The following is a 17,261-nucleotide window of genomic DNA, read 5'->3' on the forward strand; positions in this document are numbered from 1 at the left end:
GGATCTGGATGTGCATGCCCTGCCGGGCTTAGCCAGCCGGCAGGGCATCCCCGCTTTTGACGCGCAAGGAGTTCTTGGCGCGTCGGTCATTGATCGGCGTGACGCCAAAACTCTCGCGGTAGATCCGCAGGAATGCGCCGGGGGTGCTGTAGCCCACCATATAGGCAATCTCCGTTACTGACGTGCTGGAATACAGCACCAGCTGCCGCGCCTGGTTCATGCGCATCATCCGATAGTATTTCAACGGGCTCTGGCCTGTGGCCTCCTTGAAGCTGCGTTCCAGCGACCGGGCGGATACCCCAATGGCATCCGCGACGTCACTGATCTGGATCGGATCTTCAATGTGCTCAGCGAAATGCTCGATCGCCTGCGTCACCTTCTTTGGCAGCAAGTCCTTGCTCTTGGCCGTTGAAAATGCGGGCGTTTTCTGAGAGGTCGCTGCGCTGCGCACATAGGGATGCTGAAACCAACAGGCGACCTCGGCCATGATATCCCCGCCAAGATGCTCCTCGATCAGGGTGAGCATGTAGTCAAACACCGCGGTCGCTCCGGAGATTGTCACAAGTGAGCCCTCATCGCAGATCACTGTGCTCTGTCGTTCGATGTCCGGGAACTCCGCCTCAAACGCGGCCTCGTAACACCAGTGAACCGAGAGCGGCTGACCCGCCACCAGACCGGTCCGTGCCAGCGGAAAAACCCCACCGCTGAAGGCGCCGAGCCGGGTCTTGCTCCGGGTGATCCGCTGCAAGGCTGCATTGGCCCGTGCCGGTTGGTCAAACCGCGCATTGGGTCCTGCAGTAAAAAACAGAAAATCATGCTCGGCCAGATCCGCCAGCACGGTATCCGGACCAAAACTGACCCCAGCTGAGGAGGCGACCGGATCTGCGGTTTCAGCAACCACCGTCCAGCGAAAGGCCTCCTTTCCGGCGATTTCATTGGCGGCGCGCAATGGTTCGATACAGGAGGTCAGACAGGCCATTGGGAAACCGGGAAAGATCAGAATGCCCAGTGTGAGCGGCGCGTCGGTTCGGGTCATGACAGGCCTCCTTCGGTGAGTTCTGCAGCACAGGTGAGGATGTGTTTTTCCAGCAATCGCGCGGCTGGCGACAGGGCGGTATCGGTTTTGCGCAGCAGATGGATCTGTCGTGTGGCCCGCGAATCAGCCAGCTGACAGAACACCAGCTCCGGCGCATTTGCAGCCCGTGCGGCCATTTCCGGCAAAATAGTGACACCAATTTCTGCCCGCACCATCGCCATGATGGAGGTCAGGTTCTGTGCTTTCAACAGGGCCTTATCGTGCAATATCCGGGACGGCTCGGCATTGATTCCAGCCGACAAACTGTTGGCGATCAAACGCTCATCCCGCAGCATATCCCAGTCGATTTTTCCTCGTTGCTGTGCCAATGGGTGATTGCGGGTGCAGATCACCCCAAAGGCATCCGAGAGCAGGTGCTGGCTGTGCAGGCCGGAGCTGTTTTGACCCAGTGTGGCAATCCCGATGTCGATGCGCTCACGAGACAATTCATGTAGGACAGATATGGAATCCATATCGCGAAGCTCAATATCGACATGCTCGAAATCACTGATATGTCTTGAAAAAACCAAAGGCATAACGGTGCCTGCAACTGATGGAACGGTGGCAATCCGCACATGCCCGTGTGTCGCCTTGGCATAGCCCTCAATCGCTTTGACCATTGTGTCGTATTGCTGCAACTCGCGCTCGGCCTGCTCCAGCACAAAGGCCCCCAGCGCCGTCAGGCGGTTCTTTCGATCGGTCTCGAACAGCGGTTCGCCTAGATGCGTCTCCAACTGTTTCAGCATCATCGACACCGCAGACGGTGTGCGCCCCAGAATGCCGGCTGCGTCACTTAGGTTTCCGCTTCGGGCAACTGCGGCAAATCCGCGAAGCAACTCAATTTTAAGCGCCATAGCTATAGACTTCAAAGTTTCTGAAATGATGTTCAGTTATTTGAGTTTGATTGAAGTGGTCTCTCATGTCCATACCCATGGAAACTGAATTCTGTGTGAGGCCTCTGACCATGACTGATATCCAAAAGAACCTGATCGCCGGTGAATGGCTTGCTGGTGAGAGCGAAGTTGAAAACCGCAACCCGTCTGATTTGAGTGATCTGGTCGGTGTCTTTGCCCAGGCCAGCGCCGATCAGCTGGAGGCGACACTGGATCAGGCGAAGGTGGCGCAGCGCGAATGGGCTGCCTACGGTCTGGAGCGCAAACAGGCGGTGCTGAATGCCATCGGGAATGAAATGATGGCCCGCGCAGAGGAGCTGGGTACACTTCTCAGCCGTGAAGAAGGCAAGCCGCTGGCCGAAGGTAAAGGCGAAGTCTATCGCGCTGGCCAATTCTTCACCTACTACGCTGCCGAATGCCTGCGCCAGATCGGTGAGAATGCGGATTCTGTGCGCCCCGATATTGAGGTCGACGTCCGCCGCGAAGCTGTCGGAACCGTCGCGATTATCAGCCCCTGGAACTTCCCGACTGCAACCGCCTCCTGGAAAATTGCCCCGGCGCTTTGCTATGGCAATGCCGTGGTCTGGAAACCGGCAAATATCACCCCGGCATCGGCTGTTGCGCTGGCGGAGATCATTGAGCGGCAGGACATTCCCAAAGGTCTGTTCTCTCTGGTGATGGGGTCAGGCCGGTCCATTGGTCAGCGTCTGGTCGAAAGCCCCAAGGTGAACGCGATTTCCTTCACCGGTTCGGTGCCGGTCGGCAAGGGAATCGCGTCTGCCGCCATCCAGAACCTGACCAAGGTACAGATGGAAATGGGATCCAAGAATGCGCTGGCCGTAATGGACGACGCAGATCTGGATCTGGCCGTCACGCTGGCGCTTGGTGGTGCCTTTGGCGGCACCGGACAGAAATGCACGGCCTCCTCGCGACTGGTGGTCCACGCCGGTATTCATGACGCCTTCGTGGAAAAGCTGGTGGCAGGGGCACAGGCCATGAAAGTCGGCCACGCACTGGAAGCAGGCGTGCAGATGGGTCCAGTGGTCAGCGAACAGCAGCTGAACGAAAACCTCGCCTATGTTGATCTGGGCAAAACCGAAGGCGCCGAGTTGGCCTGCGGTGGCCAGCGTCTCGAGATGCCGCATCAGGGGTTCTACATGTCCCCCGGCGTGTTCCTGAACTCAACAAACGACATGCGTATCAACCGCGAAGAAATGTTCGCGCCGCTGACTTCGGTCATTAAGGTTGGCAGCTATGATGAGGCGCTTTCGGTGGTCAATGACACCAACTTTGGCCTGACCTCGGGGATCGTCACCAAATCACTGGCCCGCGCTACCCATTTCCGCCGCAATGCGCGCACCGGTGTTGTGACTGTCAATCTGCCGACCGCTGGCACTGACTACCACGTGCCCTTCGGTGGTCGCGGTGACAGCTCCTATGGTCCGCGCGAACAGGGTAAAGCAGCAGCGGAGTTCTACACCACAGTTAAGACTGCCTATATCAGCGCAGGCCCGGTTTGATGCGTCCGGCGCTCAGGATTGACGGGCTGCAATACGCCAACTGGTCGGAGAAGATCTTTCGCCAGCTGCGGGACGGGGGCGTGGATGCAATCCACGTCACCATCTCCTACCACGAGAACTTTCGCGAAACGGTTCTGAACTTTGAGAAGTGGAATCGTTGGTTTGAGCAGTATTCTGATCTGATCATGAAGGGTCTCTGGGCCTCCGACATCGACAAGGCGCGCGAAACTGGGCGTACGGCGGTGTTTTTCGGTTTCCAGAACCCCTCACCGATTGAAGATGACATCGGCTTGGTCGAAATTGTGCACACTCTGGGCGCGCGGTTCATGCAGCTGACCTATAACAACCAATCGCTACTGGCGACTGGCTGTTATGAGGCGGAGGACACCGGCATCACCCGTATGGGCAAGCAGGTCATCAAGGAGATGAACCGCGTCGGCCTTGTGGTCGATATGAGCCATTCTGCGGACCGTTCAACGATTGAGGCGGCGGATCTGTCGGAACGCCCGATCGCCATCACCCATGCCAATCCGCATGACTGGTCCCCTGCCCTGCGCAACAAGAAAGACGACGTGATCCGCGCAGTGACCTCCAATGGCGGGATGTTCGGCTTCTCCGTCTATCCGCATCACCTGAAAGACAAATCCGCCTGCACGCTGCAGAGCTTCTGCGAGATGATCGCGCGGACCGCGGATCGATACGGGGTGCAACACCTCGGCATTGGAACCGACCTTTGCCAAGATCAGCCCGACAGCATCGTCGAATGGATGCGTGTCGGTCGCTGGACCAAAGAAATCGACTACGGCGAGGGTTCAAAATCCGCGCCAGGATTCCCGCCAATGCCCAGCTGGTTCGAGGACAACCGTGACTTTGGCAATATCGAAGACGGTTTGCGCAGCGTCGGGATGAATGAGGAAGAGGTCGCCGCTGTCATGGGGGGCAACTGGTACCGCTTTTTCGATGAGAATTTCGGTGCGAAGTCAGGGAGCTGACGGACCGGGATACGTTTAACGGCCCAGCATAATGATATCGGGCCGACCAATGGGAGGGACAGATGTCAGAGACATCGATGGAAACAACACCGCAGGAGAGCCGCATTAATAAGCCGCTCTTTCTGCTTTCGGGCGGCTTTATCGCGCTGTTCTGTGTGGCGGCACTGGTCAATCTTGACGGCCTTTCAGCACTGGTCGATTGGGGATTTAACATCGCCGCGACCTATTTCGGACTATATTGGCAGATCCTGCTGCTAGCCACCTTCTTGATTGGGCTGGTCCTATGCATACTGCCGGGTGGCCGCGCCATTATGGGCGGTCTGGCAGCACCTGAGTTCACCACATTCCAGTGGGGATCCATGATCATGTGTACATTGCTTGCGGGGGGTGGCGTATTCTGGGCCGCAGGTGAGCCAATTGCACACTTCCTCTATTCGCCGCCGCTTTATGGCGCCGAGGGTGGCAGCGAAGCCGCTGTGACACCAGCCATCGCACAGAGCTTTATGCACTGGGGGTTCTTGGCTTGGGCGATCCTTGGCTCGCTTTCGACTGTCATGCTGATGCACTACCACTATGAAAAAGGCCTGCCGCTAGCCCCTCGGACGTTGCTCTATCCGGTGTTCGGCGACAAGGCGATCAACGGTCCCATCGGCCTGATTGCTGATGCGTCGTCAATCATTGCTGTGGTCGCGGGTACAGTAGGGCCGATCGGCTTCCTCGGTCTTCAGGTCAGCTATGGATTGTCGGATCTCTTTGGGATCCCTGACGTTTTTGCCACCCAATTCATGGTTATTGCGGCGCTCGTCGCGCTTTATACAATCTCGGCGATGACCGGCCTGTCGCGCGGTATCCAGCTGCTGTCAAAGATCAATGTTATCTTGGCTGCGGTCCTACTGCTATATGTCCTGATCGCAGGCCCGACCGGCTTCATCTTTGGGTCGTTCTTCTCAGGCTTCACGACCTACCTGGGCAACTTCTTCCAGATGGCTCTGTATCGTGGTGATGCGGCCGTCTTTGGCCCGCCCGGTTGGTTGGGTTGGTGGACCGTGTTCTTTTGGGGGTGGTTCATGGGTTATGGTCCGCTGATGGCAATGTTCATCGCGCGGGTATCACGCGGCCGGTCTATCCGCTCGATCATCATTATGCTGTCGATCATTGCACCGATTGTGACCAACTTCTGGTTCACCATCATCGGCGGCACCGGTATATCAATGGAATTGACCGAACCCGGCACCATCTCTGCAGCGTTCGAAGGCTTTAACCTGCCTGCGGCCCTTTTGGCGATCACCAACAATCTTCCCATGGGGTTTGTCGTCTCCATTCTATTCCTGATCCTGACCACGATCTTTGTGGCCACCACCGGGGATTCGATGAGTTATGTGATCTCTGCTACCATGACCAAAGGCGACAGCCCAAGCACAGCGGTGCGGGTTTTCTGGGGTATTGCGATGGGCGTAATGGCAGTCATTTTGATCTCTGTCGGTTCGGGCGGCGTATCAAAACTGCAAAGCTTCATTGTCGTCACCGCCGTACCAGTGTCTCTGATCCTTCTGCCCTCGCTCTGGGATGCTCTGCGCATCACTTTGGCAAAAGGCAAGGAAAGCTGATTGTCTGTCGGGCGTCTAACGGCGCCCGACAGATCCATTCGCATTGCCCGACCTGTTCAGATCATACGGGATATGCCTAACGTACTGACCGCAAAGGCCAACTAGAATGACTGACATTCTCTGCCGCGATCCAAACACTGTTATGCGCCTGGCGCGTCTCGGCTCTATGCATCAATCACGCCTGTCCTTTATGCGCGTTCTTACTCGCCGCATGGCGCGCGACGAATGGCGGTTTGAACAGACCGCCTTTGATATCGACGAGACCGGGCAGGGCCACGCGGTTTACACTGCTCATGGCCCCGAGCGGTCTTACTCGCTGATTGCCTTCGCCCATGACCTGCCAGCCGAAAAACGCTCCGACAGAGTGATCGCCGAAGCTTGGGATGCCACCTTCACCTTGTTTGATGGCGTGCCCGATACCCAAGACATCGAACGTCTGTCGCAGAATATTCCTTTACAGGAGGCCGGGCGCGTCTCGGGCTCAGAATTGTCGGTCTCGCGTGCGAACCGCTCAGTGCGCCTGTGGGAGCATGTCGTCAGCGCATTGGCCGTCGGCCAGCAGCCCTCTGCCGAGCAGATTGACGCCGTGGGCTACCTGATGCGAACAACTGCCGTCTATGGATCAGGCAAGCTGGGGGCAGCAGATCGCGAAATGATCGCTGAACGACCCGAGTTCCGCGCGCCTTTCCAGGTCGAGATGCTGTCTGTCTATCTGACCCGCTGGTTCGTCACCGATTTGGTACAGTATATGGCCAATTGCCGCGCCAAATCCGAGGGCAAGACCGCCGCCAAACTGGCACCGGAACTGGCCCGGTCCATGGGCATCGGCAATTCCACTGGATTGGGAATGGCTCCGTTTTTGCTGAACCATCCGGTGCTGTTCAACAACTGGATTGCCGCGCGTGAAAAGGCAATCCAGGCCGTACGCAATATTGAGCAAGCCCACACAGACGAGATTGCGCTATTCCGAACCCTGATAGACCGTAGCAAGATAACAATTGCGGACTGGCGCTCAGAACATCCCATTCAAATCCAGAAACTCAGCGCCCTGCGGACGGATATCGAAGAAATCACAAGCTATCTCAATGTTCAAACACTGGCCGGGGCCAAGCCCTGGAACGCTCTCTATTGCTGGGCCGAGGAGACACTGTCGCCTGAGGGCCAGGAATGGATCGCCTCGCTGATGTTGGAACCATATGGTGGGATCGTTGACGGTTTTGCCGAGGATATGTCAGCAGACAACACAGCAACATTCCGTATCGCAGGCGCGATGACTATTGGCGACCTGCGCCGGATACTGTGTGACGTCTACACCTGGGCAATCGGCACAAACTGGCAGGCGCCTGAAAACAAAGCGCGGGCATGGTATGTGTCCGAAGAAAAGCTGGAACCGCGCCTTGGCGAGCGGTTCGAAGAGCCGATTGAAGAATACGAACAGCCCCTGGCGCCCGGTCGTGATGCGGCCATGCTGTATCAGGCGTTGGCGCATTGGCCAGATGACGCACAGGTCGCTGATTTCTTACTGCGCCACTCTGAACATCGACATGTCCTGCGTCGGGCACAGATCGTGGGTCGGGCACCCTATGCCGAAATTCGTGACAATACCATCTCGGACCGAGTGTTGCCGATCGACATGCTGCGCTGCAAGTTGGCGTTTTTTGGAGCAACAAAATTTGATCCCAGATCGGACCGCTGGGTCCGGATCTGCATGTACGGCAATGCGCCATTGCCCACCGAGCTGACAGCTGAAAACGCAGAATACTGGGTGTTCCCCGAACTTCAGGAGGTCCCCGCATGAGCCATTCGCTGAACGAAATTGAGGCGATGAGCAAACGCGCCGCACGTGGTGCAGGCTTATCTTGGGGATTGGCCGAAGAGGCTGCCAAAGGCACACGCTGGCTATCTGCCTTTGGTTTTCCGGGGACCGAAATGCTGGCGGAACTTTTGAATATCAATGATCGCATCCCGTCGATTGACGTCTCGCCCGTCTCCTTGCGGGCTGAGGTTTGGCATGCCCCTGCACGCCGGATGAGTCCGCTGATAGCCGGCGCCGCACTAAGCGATTGCGCGGTCCGGCTATTGGAACGCGGCAAGATCACAATGGAGCACGTTAACATTCCGCTGTTGGCTGTGCCTTTCATGGGTGGCGCTGCGCTGAGGCTCGGACGCCCCGTGGCGGCCGAATGGGACGGTGCCCGTCTTGCCACCGACGGTAAACGGCTTTGTGTTCAAGGCTCTATCGAAGCTCTGCGTACGCATAAAGCTGACAGATTGGTGTTTTCGGCCCCTGCCGATATGACCGGCCAGCAGGAACCGGTCATGCGCGCCGATGTGTCAGAGGAAAGCTGGGAACAGCTGGCCAAATTCGCGCATCGCACATTTGCCCCCGCGACCGAAGAAAGCCGTTTGCGCGGCGCCGGCGCGGGTCTCAGCGACAACGACTGACGAAACCTATTGGGGCCCAGGTCCACCCTGCACGCTCCGCATATGCAGAACAGAAAGACCACTATGACCGCAACAGAAACCCTGTCACTAGCCGCAATCGAAGATCTGGCCTTCCGTGCCTTGGTAAAGGCTGGAACCTCCGACGCAAATGCCCGTCCTTTGGCTGTGGCAACCGCCATGACCGAAGCCGATGGCGTCGCCTCGCACGGGTTGGCCTACATCCCGATCTACGCTCAGCACGTACAGTGTGGCAAAGTTGACGGCCAAGCAACACCCGTCGTTGATCAACCCCGCCCCGCTGTTGTTACGGTGGATGCGGCAACCGGTTTTGCGCATAGCGCGATCGATTTGGGTTTTGAGAGACTGATGCCGCTGGCACGCGAAATGGGTGTTGCGGTTCTGGCCATCAACAACTCTTACAATTGCGGTGTTCTGGGTGTTCATACCCAGCGTCTGGCCCAGGCCGGCCTGCTTGGCATCGGCTTTACCAACGCGCCAGCCTCCATCGCACCCTCCGGCGGCGCTAAGCCTGTCGTGGGCACCAATCCGTTCTCGATCTCGGCCCCGGATACAGACGGTAATGCCGCGCTGCTGATTGACCAATCCGCCAGCACAATCGCCAAGAGCGAAGTAATGAAGCATTCTCGCGAAGGCAAACCCGTGCCCGAAGGTTGGGTGCTGGATGGCGACGGCCAGCCAACCACAGATCCTGATGCCGGCCTTCAGGGATCGATGGTACCGTCTGGTGGCTACAAGGGAGTTGGTATCGCCCTGACTGTTGAGCTGATGGCTGCCGCCATGACCGGCGCAACACTTGGCGCCGTCGCAAGCCCGTTCTCTGGCACCGCAGGTGGCCCGCCCAAGACTGGTCAGTTCTTCATCGCAATTGACCCGGCGGCGACTTCAGGCGGCGCGTTTCAGGAAAAACTGACGGACCTCATCGCCTCAATCCGTGATCAAGACGGGGCACGTTTGCCAGGTGATGGCCGCCGCGCCAGCCGCATCCGCGCCGCATCTGACGGTGTCGCTGTAAACGCCGCACTGCTTGAGAAAGTGCGCGCGCTGCTGTGATCCCGAAAGCGCACTGATCATCAGATCATCACGAGATACTGTGATGAGGTGGAGGCCAATACGGCCTCCACTTTTTTGAAAATGAACCTTAACCGCGCAGGATTGTGCCCGCTGGGTCAAATGGCGGATGTTCGAGGATCGCCGCCCGATGTGGTCGACCCAGAACCATGACATCTACCACATCCCCAGGGATCACATCGCGAACAAAGCCAAGCGCCAAAGACATGCCGACGCTATAGCCATAGGCACCAGAGGTCACGCGACCGATCCCTTTACCGTCCTTGAAAATAGGCTCCCCACCTGTCGCGTCCGCACAGGAGGCCTCTGTTTCAGCCTCATTCAGATGCAACAACACCAGTTGTTCGCGCGCGGGGTGTTCCAACACGTTTTTCACTGCGTCTTTATTGAGGAAATCCTTCTGCATATTGCAGAGCCGGTCCAGCCCCACCTCTTGTGGCCAGTATTCCGGGCTGTATTCGCGGCTCCAGGAGCCATAGCCCTTTTCCACCCGCAATGACATCAGCGCACGGCTGCCAACAGGGCCTGCCGCGAACGGTTTGCCTGCCTCCAACAGCGCGGCGTAAAGGCGCGATTGATCTGCGGTCTTGCAGTGCAACTCCCACCCCAGATCACCGGTAAAGGACACCCGCAACGCAAGCACTTCGATCCCAGCTAGGTCGATCATCGCCGAGCGCATAAACGGAAAATCCTCGGTGGCAAGTGACGCGTTGGTCAATCGCTGCAAGATCTCACGCGATTTGGGGCCCGCAACGTTGAAACCACACATGGCCTCGGTCATGGATACAAATGATGTCCCCGTAGGCAGTGCGACCTCTTTGAAAAACCGTTTATGATAGCGCTCCGCCATGCCGGAACCAATAATCCAGAACTCATCTTCAGCAACGCGGGTGACCGTAAAATCCCCGGCAATACCGCCACGCTTGGAGATCAGAGGGGTCAGGCAGGATCGGCCCACAGACTTAGGCATAGTGTTGGCAAAGACAGCGTTCAGCCAATCCTCGGCGCCCGGACCTTTGCAACGATATTTGGCAAAATTGGAGATATCAATGATCCCAGCCCGGTCGCGCAGCATCCGGCATTCCTCACCGACCGGTCCCCACCAGTTTTGCCGGGTAAATCCGTTTGTATCCTTGGCTCCAAGCGCATCTGCAAACCACAACGGATGTTCCCATCCCGCGTTCAGTCCAAAAACCGCGCCCATCTCTGCTTGCATCTCGTAGATAGGCCGGGTACGCGCCGGACGACCTGCGCTGCGTTCTTCATTGGGGAAATGGATCGCAAAGCGATGAGCATACTGATCCTGTACACGCGCCTTTGTGAACTCTTTTGTGGTCCAAGTATCAAACCGCGCCATGTCCCAGGCAAACATGTCGTATTGTGTCTCACCTTCAATGATCCACTGCGCCGCCATCAGGCCCATGCCACCGGATTGTGAGAAGCCAGGAATGATGCCGTTGCAGCAGAAATAGCCGTCCAGCTCTGGCACTGGCCCCATCAGGACGTTCGCATCCGGCGACCAGATCATCGGACCGTTGATGACGCGCTTGATCCCCGCCTCGCCTACTGCGGGCAGACGTTCAATGGCGTTCATCATATTTTCTTCGATCCGTTCCAGATCGTCGGGGAATAGATCATGGGCAAAATCCAGGGGCGTACCTTCTTCGGCCCAGAATTTCATGTCCTTTTCATAGGCCCCAACCAACAACCCCTGCCCTTCCTGCCGTAGGTAATATTCACCATCTCGGTCGCTGACGGATGGCAGACGGGTGCCATGGTCAGCGACGTCTGCCATGGTTTCGGTCACGAAATACTGATGCTCGGTTGGCTGCAAGGGCAGTTCGATACCGGCGAGCGCCGCGACCTCACGCCCCCAGAGGCCAGCAGCATTGATCACCCATTTGGTGCGAATGTGACCTTTGGGAGTTTTGACAACCCAACTGCCGTCGTCCTCTTGCTCAGTTGCCGTGACCGGGGTGAAACGGTGAATCTCGGCGCCGCGCTGACGTGCACCCACGGCATAGGCGTTGGTCACACCCGAAGGATCAACATTGCCGCCATCGGGTTCATACATGACACAGCGGATGCCATCGTAGTTCACAAGCGGGTTCAGTCGCTGGGCTTCCTCAATGCTTATTTCGTAGAAATTCATACCGTAGAGCTTGGCTTTAGCTGCCTGGAGCTTGAGCTGATGTTCACGCTCCTCAGTCTGCGCCAGATACAGCGAGCCGGGCTGAAAAACGCCACAGCTCTGACCGGTTTCCTCTTCCAGTTCCTTATAAAGCGTCATGGTGTAATGCTGGATACGACTGATATTAGTGCTGTCATGCAGGCCATGGATATTGGCCGCCGCATGCCAGGTTGAGCCTGAAGTCAGCTCATCCCGCTCCAACAACACAACGTCTGACCATCCCAATTTGGTCAAATGATAGAGGATCGAACAGCCGATAACGCCCCCACCAATGACAACCGCCTGTGCTTCTGTACGCATCTCTGCCCCCTTCAAGAGCCATCTTTGTGGCAACAGCTGTTGCCGTCACGAGTTGGAACTTTGGTAATATACACGACCTCGACACCCTATCGTGTCAGCCCGTTCTCTTTGAAAAATGCCCGATTGCGACATCTCAGAATGTGAGCCGTGTTGCCCGCCCTCTGTTCGCCAATCGCGCATTCAGTGGCTCCGCTTCGGGTGCACCGCTTTCCAGCGCAAAGACAAAGGCATGGGTCAGATAGAAACAGGCCCTGTCGATATCAGCGACCTCCTCGGCCGCATCGGCAGCATAGGTATAAAGACGCACGAGTTCGGCAAGATCCTCATCACGGTGGGCGATCAACAATGCACGATCCAGATCTTCGCGGTTCATGGCTCAACCTTTCAGAGAAATCGCGATGTTCTTGGTCCGCACGTAGTTGTTCAGTGCTTCCAAGCCCTTTTCGCGACCAAATCCGGACTTACCGACTCCGCCAAAAGGGGTGGAAATCCCGCCCGCGAACCATTCGTTGACGAAGACCTGACCAGCGCGCAGCTGGCGCGCCACACGGTGTGAACGTGCCAAATCACGGGTGAAAATACCTGCAACCAACCCAAACTCCGTTCCATTCGCAATGCTGATTGCTTCACCTTCGGTATCAAAGGGCGTCATGCAGGTCACCGGGCCAAAGATTTCTTCCTGGGCAACGCGGGCAGTGGGATCGACATCAGCGAGGATGGTCGGGGCCATGAAATGACCCGGACGGTTTAGGCGTGTGCCGCCAGCGGCTACGCGGGCGCCTACTTGCCGTGCTGCCAAGGTCAACGCCTCCACCCGGTTCAGCTGTGCGGCGGAAATGACTGGTGTATGATCGGGATTCTGCAACCCGTGGCCGATATGCAGCCCCTCTGCCAGCGCCGCAGCACGTGCAACCACCTCCTCATAGATCGATCTGTGCACCAAAACCCGTGCCATCGCTGAACAGACCTGCCCGGCGTTGTAGAAAACTCCTGATTGCAGACTGGTCATCAATGTGTCGAGATTGGCATCCTCAAACACCACCGCCGCAGATTTTCCACCCAGTTCCATCAGTGAAGGCGTCACAGCATCCGCCGCCGCCCTCAGGATCGCCTGACCGGTCCGAACCGACCCGGTAAAGACGATCTGATCAACATCACCACTGGATACAAGTCGCGCGCCAAGGTCGGAACCGATGCCATTCAGTATCGACACGGCACCCGCAGGCACCTCTGCACGTTCTAGTGCCCGGCCCAACAGCGCCAGAGCAACCGGATCCAGCTCCGGTGATTTGATAATGGTTGCGTTACCTGCCGCCATTGACGGGGCAAGTGAGCGTGCCGCGATAGAGACGGGAAAATTCCAAGGCACAATCTGCGCTGAAACCCCATATGGCTCTAACACTGTATAATCTGCGTAATCCGGTCCCAGCGGGATCGATTTTCCTTCAATCTTGTCAGCAACGCCGCCGTAGTATTCGAAATACTGCGCTGCCTCTTCGAATTCGTCCTGTGCCGCGCTCAGGCTTTTGCCGCTTTCGCGACATAGGATCTCGGCTCCTTCATAGGCGATCGCTCGCATTTCCGCTGCCACCCGTAACAACATCCGCCCTCGTGCAGAGGGCTGCATATCCGCCAGATCGCCTCGCTCCACCGAGGTGCGCGCGGCCTCCAACGCGCGGGCAAGCGTGACCTCTCCTGCTTGGGCGGCATCCGTAAAATGCTCGGCTGTGCCAGGATCTTCGACGGCAATGCACGCGCCTCTATCGCCCTCTGCCCAAGTTCCGGCAAGATAGTTCCGTGCCAGACCGTCGCTCAGGAAACTGCTCATACGTCGCGGCCGTTCTGTACTTGCTTCGCCACCCAATGATGGAAGTTATGGGTCGGCCCATCCATCGCGGGAGAGAAACGTCCGCCATCAAACAATTGCCCGTGGCGACCTTTTTGCATGCCTTCTACCACAAAGATATCCTCTTCGAAGACGGTCTTCCACAGCTGCGCATTAGAGGCCCGCAACCCATCGAGTTCTGGTGTGTCACGCTCGCTTTTTGCGTAATAAAGCTCAATATGTTCAACGGTATGGCCGCAAGTCTGAGGCTCAAGCACGATGGCAAAACTGTGATCGCGCTGTATCCCCAACAGAACATTTGGATAAACTGCGATATATTCGGCCCCCTCGTCCCACTGCTCGCTCAGCCCGTCAAAATCTGGCAGTTTGGAACCATCTTCATCGGTCAGCTGACGGTAGACCAATGTGCCTTGACCAGAATACTGACCACGTTCCTCAATGTTGTAGTGATCTTCAAGCCTGGAGTAGCTGTTCAGGCCGGGATGCACCCACGGCAAGTGATAGCTTTCGCAATAGTTTTCTACCGCGAGCTTCCAATTCGTCGCGACCTCCAGCTTGAAAGAAGATCCTTCGCCGCCATGAAAGATCGGCATCTCAAATTCTTTCCAGCGTTCAAGCAGATCGGCATGAACTTTGGTGAAATCCGGTGCATTACCGTCGATATTTACATAGATAACATCGCGCCAGACATGGGCACGGATGCGGATCAGGCCCAGCTTGTCGATATCCACGTCTTCATGGGTATTCTGCCCCGGCCCGCCAACATGCGGCGTGGTGCGCAACGCACCGTCCAGCCCATAGCACCAGCTGTGATAGGGGCAGCGGATCGCACCGCGAATTTTTTGCGGTTTGTCCACCAGGATCATACCCCGATGACGGCAAGTATTCTGGAACACGCCAATCTCACCCGTGCGGTGGCGCACCAGCAATAAGGGCATGCCAAGAAACTCCACCGGTTTGGCATCGCCCGCGTCGGGGACGTCCTTGCCAAAGCCGATGCCCGACCAATTGGAGAAGAGTACGGATCGCTTTTCCTCATCGAATACGATCGGATCAACATAATGTGCGTTGGGCAACCCATTGGCCGTATTTACCGGGGCCAGCACTGACGATAATTGGCTATGCTTGTTCATCGAACTCTCCATGGCGGCGCGTCTTTGCCCAATTGGAGGGGCCGGCCGGTTCCACTCAATAGGAGAAAACTTCATTCATGGATGAGAACATCTAAACCGAAGATTTCTGCGCCTCCGCCAGAATCCAATGTTTTAACTTTTGCGCATTTGGCGACAACTCTGCCTCTGGCAAGCCAACCAGGTAGAACTGTCGCGGCGCAGGTAAGTTATACGCACCCACAATGGCGAGTTTATTACTATCCAACATTGGCTGGACCAACCGCTTCCATCCGAGCGCAATTCCCGCCCCCTTGCGGGCGATTTGCAAGGCCACCGAATAGCTGGTCACCCGCGTACCGACGGCGATGTCCCCCTTATGCCCCAGCTCGTGGAACCAGTCCGCCCAGGTTGTCCAGCTCGGGCTCGCACTTTGCAAATGGATCAGCCGCTGCTGGGCAAGATCCGGTAGAGAGGACTGGGCCAAATCCTGCGCGATATCCGGGCGGGCCACCGGCACCAAATGGTCACGGTAAATCGCGGTATGGGCAAGCGTCGCATTGGGATCACGCCCATAACGGATAAAAAAATCAAACTCACGCGTGTCCTGAAAAGGGCGATCTTGTGTGATTTGATGGATGTTCAGATCAGGATAGTCCCGCCAAAAGCGGATGATGACCGGTGACAACCACAGCGCGGCAACTGCTGTGGTCGATCCCACGGTAACCGCGTCTTCCTCACCATTTTGGCGTATCTTCTGCAATTGCCGCGAAATCTGCCGGAAGGATGTCGCAAGGATTTCAAACAGGTCCTGGCCCTCGCGGGTCAATTCCACGCCGCGATGCTTGCGCTGGAACAAGGCCACACCCAGCTCACCCTCCAATGCCTTGATCTGATGGCTGACGGCACCCGGCGTGACTGACAATTCCTGTGCTGCGTTCTTGAAACTCAGGTGGCGCGCCGCGGTTTCAAACGCCGATAGCGTGGTCAGAGGTGGCAGATCATAGTGACGTCTGGACATCTTGGCTCCGAAACTGGCGTGGGTTTCAATGAGGTAAGCTGCGCTCATGGATTAAATCAGTTCATCTGAGTATGAGTATTTTTCGAATTGAATGGCAAACCCAAATACGTTCTTGAGGAGCATGATTAAGCGCCCGAAGAAAGGACATAAGATGGAGACCCGGACTGCCCGCCTTCTTCGCAAGACCACCCTTAGCCCTGATACCAGCGATTTTACCTTTGAACTCTGCGAAGGGCGGTTTTCCGGACTGGAGCCTGGCGCGCATATCGACGTCCATCTGCCCCCTGATCTGGTACGGCAGTACTCAATCTGGAGCTGGAGCCAAGATGGCCGCCAGATCAACGTCGCGGTAAAGCACGAAAACAATGGGCGTGGGGGCTCGCATGCGATGCACGCGTTGTCCGAGGGGACAGAGGTCGAAATCGGCGGCCCACGCAACCATTTCAAACTGCAAGCTGACGTTGGCTATGTCACGCTGATTGCAGGTGGTATCGGCGCCACGCCGTTGGTTGCCATGGCCCGTGAACTGCTGAATACGCGGCGCGATTTCCAGGTCTACTACCTCGTCCGCTCTCGCAAGTTTGCAGCGATGGACGCAAAATTTTGCGCATTAGGCCTAGGCGATCGCTACCATCTGCACTGCGACGATAGGGACGGGCAGCTTGATCTGGCCGGGGTTCTCCAATCGATGCCGATGGGCAGCGATGTTTATACTTGTGGCCCGGAGCCAATGCTGAATGCCGTGCTGGAAGCAGGCAGCGCGATGCGCGGAGGGACCATTCACTTTGAACGATTTACCGCGGCATCGGATGGCGACCAAGGCCACAACAGCGCATTTGAGGTTGAGATTTCCTCATCTGGAGCTGTGTTCCACGTTGGTGCCACAGACAGCATTCTAGACGTATTGAAGTCTAATGGCATATCGGTTGATTTCGGATGTTCAGAAGGACTATGCGGATCCTGCATTGTGGATGTGGTAGAGGGCCAAGTCGATCACCGCGACGGCATCCTGACCCCCGAGGAACAGGCAACACACAGCTATCTCTGCACCTGCGTGTCCCGCGCCAAGGGGGACCGCCTAGTATTAAACCTCTAGGCAGCTATCACGGCTTTTGTCGGGTGGATCACTCTCAAAAGTCGGGAATGATGAAAGCACCGCCGCGCCAAATACCA

The 17,261-nt window shown here is 57.0% G+C and carries 14 protein-coding genes; 7 read left to right on the forward strand and 7 right to left on the reverse strand.

Annotated elements, in window-relative coordinates; all coding sequences use genetic code 11:
* Nucleotides 1-28: 28 nt before the first annotated feature.
* Both PhaeoP97_RS18185 and PhaeoP97_RS18190 read right to left on the reverse strand, forming a co-directional pair.
* Entirely contained in the window at nt 29-1,036 is a 1,008-nt protein-coding gene (locus tag PhaeoP97_RS18185) for a GlxA family transcriptional regulator (RefSeq protein ID WP_072506662.1), read from the reverse strand.
* On the reverse strand, nt 1,033-1,929 hold the full coding sequence (locus tag PhaeoP97_RS18190; RefSeq protein ID WP_072506663.1) for a LysR family transcriptional regulator: 897 nt from the start codon (nt 1,927-1,929) through the stop codon (nt 1,033-1,035). Before PhaeoP97_RS18190 ends, PhaeoP97_RS18185 begins: the two co-directional genes overlap by 4 nt.
* Nucleotides 1,930-2,039: 110 nt before the next feature.
* On the opposite strand from PhaeoP97_RS18190, the gene PhaeoP97_RS18195 reads away from it, so the two are divergent.
* The 6 genes from PhaeoP97_RS18195 to PhaeoP97_RS18220 all read left to right on the forward strand — a co-directional run bounded on the left by PhaeoP97_RS18195 (nt 2,040) and on the right by PhaeoP97_RS18220 (nt 9,603).
* Entirely contained in the window at nt 2,040-3,488 is a 1,449-nt protein-coding gene (locus PhaeoP97_RS18195) for an aldehyde dehydrogenase family protein (RefSeq protein WP_072506664.1), read from the forward strand.
* Nucleotides 3,488-4,480: a membrane dipeptidase gene (locus PhaeoP97_RS18200; RefSeq protein ID WP_072506665.1), complete on the forward strand. Its 993-nt coding sequence runs from the start codon at nt 3,488-3,490 to the stop codon at nt 4,478-4,480. The genes PhaeoP97_RS18195 and PhaeoP97_RS18200 overlap by 1 nt, the downstream gene beginning before the upstream one ends.
* Nucleotides 4,481-4,542: 62 nt before the next feature.
* Nucleotides 4,543-6,087 carry a BCCT family transporter gene (locus tag PhaeoP97_RS18205; RefSeq protein WP_072506666.1) on the forward strand — a complete coding sequence of 515 codons (1,545 nt, stop codon included), beginning with the start codon at nt 4,543-4,545 and terminating at the stop codon, nt 6,085-6,087.
* 106 nt (nt 6,088-6,193) lie between these two features.
* A complete protein-coding gene (locus PhaeoP97_RS18210) occupies nt 6,194-7,885 on the forward strand; it encodes a hypothetical protein (protein ID WP_072506667.1) in 1,692 nt (563 codons plus the stop codon).
* On the forward strand, nt 7,882-8,532 hold the full coding sequence (locus PhaeoP97_RS18215; protein WP_072506668.1) for a DUF3726 domain-containing protein: 651 nt from the start codon (nt 7,882-7,884) through the stop codon (nt 8,530-8,532). The genes PhaeoP97_RS18210 and PhaeoP97_RS18215 overlap by 4 nt, the downstream gene beginning before the upstream one ends.
* Nucleotides 8,533-8,595: 63 nt before the next feature.
* Entirely contained in the window at nt 8,596-9,603 is a 1,008-nt protein-coding gene (locus PhaeoP97_RS18220; RefSeq protein ID WP_072506669.1) for an Ldh family oxidoreductase, read from the forward strand.
* A gap of 88 nt (nt 9,604-9,691) precedes the next feature.
* Here PhaeoP97_RS18220 and PhaeoP97_RS18225 read toward each other — a convergent pair whose 3' ends face one another.
* The 5 genes from PhaeoP97_RS18225 to PhaeoP97_RS18245 form a co-directional block, all read right to left on the reverse strand.
* Entirely contained in the window at nt 9,692-12,112 is a 2,421-nt protein-coding gene (locus PhaeoP97_RS18225) for a GcvT family protein (protein ID WP_072506670.1), read from the reverse strand.
* 133 nt (nt 12,113-12,245) lie between these two features.
* A complete protein-coding gene (locus PhaeoP97_RS18230) occupies nt 12,246-12,485 on the reverse strand; it encodes a hypothetical protein (protein ID WP_072506671.1) in 240 nt (79 codons plus the stop codon).
* Nucleotides 12,486-12,488: 3 nt separating this feature from the next.
* Nucleotides 12,489-13,940 carry an aldehyde dehydrogenase family protein gene (locus tag PhaeoP97_RS18235; protein ID WP_072506672.1) on the reverse strand — a complete coding sequence of 484 codons (1,452 nt, stop codon included), beginning with the start codon at nt 13,938-13,940 and terminating at the stop codon, nt 12,489-12,491.
* Complete coding sequence (locus tag PhaeoP97_RS18240; RefSeq protein ID WP_072506673.1) at nt 13,937-15,091, reverse strand: aromatic ring-hydroxylating oxygenase subunit alpha; 1,155 nt, start codon at nt 15,089-15,091, stop codon at nt 13,937-13,939. Before PhaeoP97_RS18240 ends, PhaeoP97_RS18235 begins: the two co-directional genes overlap by 4 nt.
* Before the next feature lie 91 nt (nt 15,092-15,182).
* Nucleotides 15,183-16,088 (reverse strand): LysR substrate-binding domain-containing protein, encoded by a 906-nt coding sequence (locus tag PhaeoP97_RS18245; RefSeq protein ID WP_072506730.1) that lies wholly within the window; start codon nt 16,086-16,088, stop codon nt 15,183-15,185.
* A 151-nt stretch (nt 16,089-16,239) separates the two neighbouring features.
* Between PhaeoP97_RS18245 and PhaeoP97_RS18250 the strand changes: the two genes are divergently transcribed.
* Nucleotides 16,240-17,184 carry a PDR/VanB family oxidoreductase gene (locus PhaeoP97_RS18250; protein ID WP_072506674.1) on the forward strand — a complete coding sequence of 315 codons (945 nt, stop codon included), beginning with the start codon at nt 16,240-16,242 and terminating at the stop codon, nt 17,182-17,184.
* The last annotated feature ends 77 nt before the right edge of the window (nt 17,185-17,261 follow it).

This window comes from Phaeobacter porticola (assembly GCF_001888185.1).
In the GTDB taxonomy this organism is placed as follows: Bacteria; Pseudomonadota; Alphaproteobacteria; order Rhodobacterales; family Rhodobacteraceae; genus Phaeobacter; species Phaeobacter porticola.

Bases quoted from the DNA above. Each gene is read 5' to 3' on its own strand.
- PhaeoP97_RS18185 (WP_072506662.1), bottom strand. From the start codon at position 1,036: ATGACCCGAACCGACGCGCCGCTCACACTGGGCATTCTGATCTTTCCC.
- PhaeoP97_RS18190 (WP_072506663.1), bottom strand. From the start codon at position 1,929: ATGGCGCTTAAAATTGAGTTGCTTCGCGGATTTGCCGCAGTTGCCCGA.
- PhaeoP97_RS18195 (WP_072506664.1), top strand. From the start codon at position 2,040: ATGACTGATATCCAAAAGAACCTGATCGCCGGTGAATGGCTTGCTGGT.
- PhaeoP97_RS18200 (WP_072506665.1), top strand. From the start codon at position 3,488: ATGCGTCCGGCGCTCAGGATTGACGGGCTGCAATACGCCAACTGGTCG.
- PhaeoP97_RS18205 (WP_072506666.1), top strand. From the start codon at position 4,543: ATGTCAGAGACATCGATGGAAACAACACCGCAGGAGAGCCGCATTAAT.
- PhaeoP97_RS18210 (WP_072506667.1), top strand. From the start codon at position 6,194: ATGACTGACATTCTCTGCCGCGATCCAAACACTGTTATGCGCCTGGCG.
- PhaeoP97_RS18215 (WP_072506668.1), top strand. From the start codon at position 7,882: ATGAGCCATTCGCTGAACGAAATTGAGGCGATGAGCAAACGCGCCGCA.
- PhaeoP97_RS18220 (WP_072506669.1), top strand. From the start codon at position 8,596: ATGACCGCAACAGAAACCCTGTCACTAGCCGCAATCGAAGATCTGGCC.
- PhaeoP97_RS18225 (WP_072506670.1), bottom strand. From the start codon at position 12,112: ATGCGTACAGAAGCACAGGCGGTTGTCATTGGTGGGGGCGTTATCGGC.
- PhaeoP97_RS18230 (WP_072506671.1), bottom strand. From the start codon at position 12,485: ATGAACCGCGAAGATCTGGATCGTGCATTGTTGATCGCCCACCGTGAT.
- PhaeoP97_RS18235 (WP_072506672.1), bottom strand. From the start codon at position 13,940: ATGAGCAGTTTCCTGAGCGACGGTCTGGCACGGAACTATCTTGCCGGA.
- PhaeoP97_RS18240 (WP_072506673.1), bottom strand. From the start codon at position 15,091: ATGAACAAGCATAGCCAATTATCGTCAGTGCTGGCCCCGGTAAATACG.
- PhaeoP97_RS18245 (WP_072506730.1), bottom strand. From the start codon at position 16,088: ATGTCCAGACGTCACTATGATCTGCCACCTCTGACCACGCTATCGGCG.
- PhaeoP97_RS18250 (WP_072506674.1), top strand. From the start codon at position 16,240: ATGGAGACCCGGACTGCCCGCCTTCTTCGCAAGACCACCCTTAGCCCT.